Annotated in this window: 6 protein-coding genes and 1 pseudogene; all 7 read right to left on the bottom strand. The window is 59.0% G+C overall.

Annotated features, from left to right (window positions below):
• Positions 1-582 (bottom strand): hypothetical protein (locus ACILSL_RS27015; RefSeq protein ID WP_395735180.1); only part of this gene is annotated, 582 nt, incomplete at its 3' end.
• A 42-nt stretch (positions 583-624) separates the two neighbouring features.
• Positions 625-1,581 carry a hypothetical protein gene (locus ACILSL_RS27010; protein ID WP_395735179.1) on the bottom strand — a complete coding sequence of 319 codons (957 nt, stop codon included), beginning with the start codon at positions 1,579-1,581 and terminating at the stop codon, positions 625-627.
• Positions 1,582-1,734: 153 nt separating this feature from the next.
• Complete coding sequence (locus ACILSL_RS27005; protein WP_395735178.1) at positions 1,735-2,148, bottom strand: hypothetical protein; 414 nt, start codon at positions 2,146-2,148, stop codon at positions 1,735-1,737.
• A 38-nt stretch (positions 2,149-2,186) separates the two neighbouring features.
• Positions 2,187-3,191, bottom strand: a complete 1,005-nt coding sequence (locus ACILSL_RS27000) for a hypothetical protein (protein WP_395735177.1) — start codon at positions 3,189-3,191, stop codon at positions 2,187-2,189.
• An 18-nt stretch (positions 3,192-3,209) separates the two neighbouring features.
• Positions 3,210-3,344 carry a hypothetical protein gene (locus tag ACILSL_RS26995; protein WP_395735176.1) on the bottom strand — a complete coding sequence of 45 codons (135 nt, stop codon included), beginning with the start codon at positions 3,342-3,344 and terminating at the stop codon, positions 3,210-3,212.
• Between the two features lie 104 nt (positions 3,345-3,448).
• On the bottom strand, positions 3,449-3,655 hold the full coding sequence (locus tag ACILSL_RS26990) for a hypothetical protein (RefSeq protein ID WP_395735175.1): 207 nt from the start codon (positions 3,653-3,655) through the stop codon (positions 3,449-3,451).
• A gap of 211 nt (positions 3,656-3,866) precedes the next feature.
• Positions 3,867-4,369 (bottom strand): annotated as a pseudogene (locus tag ACILSL_RS26985) (hypothetical protein); the annotation flags it as partial.

Below are 4,369 nucleotides of genomic sequence, written 5' to 3'. Positions count from 1 at the left end.
CTGCAGCCAGGTGGAGTGTCCGCAGGAGTCATCGCTGTGGTCCTGCACCACCTCGGGGAAGAGCCCGGCAAACTCACGCCCGCGCAGCCCCAGCGAGCCGTAGCCAAGGCCCAGCCATCCCAGCAGCGGTCGCGTGGCCAGCGCCAGCTTCAGCGCCCTGTCATTGCGGCTGCCGTAGATGTGAATGCGGCGGATCAGCCCTTCGCGGATCGCCTCCGCAAAGTCCTCCTCGTCCGCCGCAGGGGAGATCAGGTGCGCCGCATCGATCTCCGCCCCGCAGGCCTCCAGCACCCGTGCGATGAGGTCGCACCCGTTGCTGTGTCCCACCAATACCAGCCGGTAGCCCGCGCGCCGGTAATAGCCCACCTTCCTGGCGATCTCATCCGCCCGCTGCCGCTGCCGCAGCCGGCGCAGCAGCGCGCTGCACGCATACTCAAACTTCTCCGCCACCACGCCGTCCGGCAGCCGCGTGTTGATCCACGTCACAAACCGGTCCGTCCACCCCTCCGCGTCTCCAGGGTTGTTGCGAATGCCGTTGATGGCGATGTAGCAGGTGCGTGTCATGGAGGTGTCGTTGCTCATGGCTTGTCAATGTGGGAAGGATCAAACGGGAGTTTCATTTGGCTAGGCATACCAGGAGTTTGCCACAGCACAGAAGCGGAGTGTGGTCATCTCGTTGGATGCACAGTCGGATGTGATGTCACAAAATCTTGCTGAGGCGCTGCCATAAGGCCCATGGGCTCCATCCGCACCATTTGTTCCTGCTTCGGCGCCTGAGCCTCCAGATCCACCGGTTCCAGCGGGCCCGAATACGGCTGCAATCTGAGTGAACACGGATCTGACAGCCTCCACCCCGCCACCATATCCACCATCACCGCCCTGGCCTCCGGCTGCGCCGCTGGTGGAGCTGTCCGTGGAGTCGCCGCCCATCCCTCCATTGCCGCCAGAGCCGGCGACGGATGCGCAAATGCCACCCACCACATCTTCAGCATAGATGTTGGGGCCGGCGCCTCCCGGCTGGCCGTTTGCACCGCCAACGGGGCTGGCGGGAGATCCGGCACCGAGGCCTGCGTGTCCATTTCCGCCGTTCGCAGCATGGTAGTAAATATCCCCCGTGCAGGTGAACCCTTTGACATGCAGGTTCCCGCCGGAAAACGCCGTGCCGTCCACGGGTGTGACTGGTGGAATGATGGAGATGCCTGCGATTTTGATCGCATCAATCCCATTGCCACGGACGCTATAAGTCACATTCGAGGTCGGAGCCGAGGTGATGCTGCCCATACTCGACACCTCGCTGCCCAGTCCGGCTAGCTGAATGCTGTCGCCGAGAGGGGAAAGAACAAGATCACCAGCACTGCCCTTCCCGATGTGGAAGATGTGGGCGCCAGCATCATACGCCGCTTGAATGGTGGCAAACGGCTTGCCAGAAGACTCAATGGTGCCGGTAACATCACTCCCCGAATCCGGTTCGATCCACGCCTGTGATGCAAAAACTGCCGAATTCACCGCCGCAATCGCCGCATTGATCTTTGTGCGCGCCTGCAGTCCGCTGTCGCCATTGTTGAGAGTATCGAGTGCCATATAGGTGTTGATTGAAAAGTTAAGCGTCTTTCCAGTTGGCGGCGTCAGTCCACACGCCCGTGTCATCCCACGCGCCCTTCGCGAGGATCCAAAATGGGCCGCCCGCCAGCCCCGAAGAAGCCAGCGCGAGCGAAAGGGAGTGCCCAAGTCCGTTCATGCTTTATGGTGGTTCGTGGTATTGCTGGCCTGCATGGCGGCGTCCCGCAGGGCGTCAAAGCTCAGCGTCTCCAGCTTCTCCACCCGCTTCGTCTGCAGCTCAATGAGCTCCGCGATCTGCTGCGCCTGGTTGTTGAGCGCATCGCTGAAGCGGTTCACCGTCTCGATGCCCTTGCCCCACACCGCGCGCAGGATCAGCACGATGAACCCCGCCAGCGCGATGATGAACCCGATGAGCACCACATGCAGCGGCTGGATGGCCAGCTCCTGCGGATCGATGCTCGCCAGCCGCACATACCACCCCGCCACCGTCGCCGCCACAATGCCCAGCGCACTCACCGCCGCGCCCAGGATGCAGGTGGCCAGGGAGAGGGGGACTTCGAAGTGAGAGGGATCAAGGGGGAGTTTCATGATGGGTATTCAGATGGCAAACAGGGGGCTGGGTTTCGTCAGTCTTCGCGGCCTCGAGGATCGTTCCAACCCCGCACTGTGAGCTTTAGGACGAGATTCGAGCCGCCAGAGCTCATGGCATGAATTTTTGAAGAGGCATCCGTCATGAGATTAAGATGATTGTTGCTGACAACAGTGCCGCCAGGGGCCGCCATAGTGCACGTGTCGGCGGTGGGCGCGGCGGGAAAAGTGACGGAGGTGGGATCTAGGCGAATCTTGAATGCGCCGCTCGTGGAGGAAGCATACACCCGCATCATAACGTCTGTATTCGGAGGTGCGGGAAGTGTGATGGGTGTGTCTGTGTTCGAAGTCATCGTGATCGACAGATCGGCTGAGCTTGCGCCGCTGTTGAGGATGACTTGATCGCCCTGCTGGGTGAAGGGGGTTATCGCTGTGAGGGAGCTCACATATAACCAGCCAATCCGACGAGTTTTGGTGTAAGGGCTGTAACCGTGGATCTCGCTAGTCGAATCAGCGAAAATCACATCCGCTGTCCCAAAACCAGGGATGTAAATGACCCACACAGAGATTATAGTGGGCAGGCCATAAGAGATGCCCGGGAGACAACCGCCATTGCCGGTGCCCGGACTGAAATTAACGCCGATGTTTTTAGTGATTCCAGCCGCCATGGTGATGTTTTCTGTGTCGGTGGAATCACGACAAACGCCTGCCGATATATCGACAAGGTAGGAGTTGTTATAAGTCATCTTGAAACCCGATAAGTAACCCCGTGGAAGGGGCGGCGTACCTGCTGCAGCGGGGGTGGCGGGTGCCCACGAAGCGCCGCTCCATGTGAGAACTTGACCTGTTGTTGCTCCCGATCCGCGGATTTGGGAAAGGTCGTGTGAGTGGTACGTGTAAGCCCTCCCACTGATGTCGGATTGAAGGATGGTGTCGGCGGCCTCACGCGTCGCAGCCTCGGCTATGATGGCCGCGACCGCTGCATTGAGCTTCGTGCGTGCCTCCAGCCCGCTGTCGCCGTTGTTCAGGGTATCGAGTGACATGCGTGTGATGAGTGAATGTTAGGATTCCTTCCAGGCTGCAGCGTCATCCCAGACCCCCGCGTCGTTCCACACGCCATTCGCGAGGATCCACTGCGGCCCTCCCGGCCCCGAAAGCGCCTGCGCCAGCGACAGAGAGTGTCCGAGTGCGATCATAGATGGCGGGGGGAGGTGGCTGGCCGACAGGCACACGGTGCTTTGATGAGCATCTTCAGGCTTATCCAGGTCAAAATCTGATGAAGCAAAGAGGTGTGCATGGCTCAGCCCAGTTCATTGAGCTTCGCGGTGTAGAAAGCGTGCAACTTCATCGACTTGGCCAGTTGCTCGCCCAGCTCCGTCGCCTTCTCGACGAGACCGATGGTCCGCATCGCCTCGCCGGAGAGTGTCAGCGAGTAGCATTCAGACTCGATGGATTTGATCGCGGTTTCGATGATCGCGCGCTGCGTGGTGGTGTCAGGTTTGTTCATGGGAGATTGGGAATAGGTTTCACGGCAGTTTCAACGACGTTGAGTTTGTCTGGTTGTACCATGATAGCTGAGCCTGGAGCCATCAGGCGCTCATCTGGCAAGACTGCTCGATGGTGATAAGCGGCTGGCCAAAGCCTTGGTTGAACAGATCCACAGTGGCTTGCCATGCGGAGATTGAATCGTTGGGGATGATGGTAATAATGTACCTAGGTTATGCTGTTGCAAGGGTGGTGACGGTTCCTGACGAGCCTCTGAATTTCAGAGCGCCGCTTTCGACATAGAGGATGCCTCCGCTAATGTTGGAAGTAGGGACTTGTGGCGAATCGGCAAACGCGAGAACAGCTTTGCCTCCTCCAAGACCTGGAAGGCCACCACCATCGTAGTTGGCAATCTCTGTTCCATAGTTTGAAGCTTTAAAGCCAAAATAGACGCCAGATGTATTCACTCCGAGGTATCCAGTGGCATTAACTCCGGCGCCAAACAGAAGTCCCCCATCTCCCCCTTGATACACCCAAACATCCCCATAAGCTCCGCGCATCTTCAAGGGAACCGTTCCATCACCCATACGAATAAACGGCGCTTCGCTAAACAGGATGGGTAAACGCTGAAGGGATATTGAGGTTGAGGTCTCCAGCCATCCAATAGCAGATGGCTTTGAGATTGTTGAAGTTGCGGAAGCCGCGGGCTCGGCGGCGTGCGGTTTGGATGATGCCG

The organism is Prosthecobacter sp. (genome assembly GCF_044222345.1).
In the GTDB taxonomy this organism is placed as follows: domain Bacteria; phylum Verrucomicrobiota; class Verrucomicrobiia; order Verrucomicrobiales; family Verrucomicrobiaceae; genus Prosthecobacter.
The sequence above is the reverse complement of the archived record's forward strand: the minus strand, read 5'-3'. Positions and strand labels throughout refer to the sequence as shown.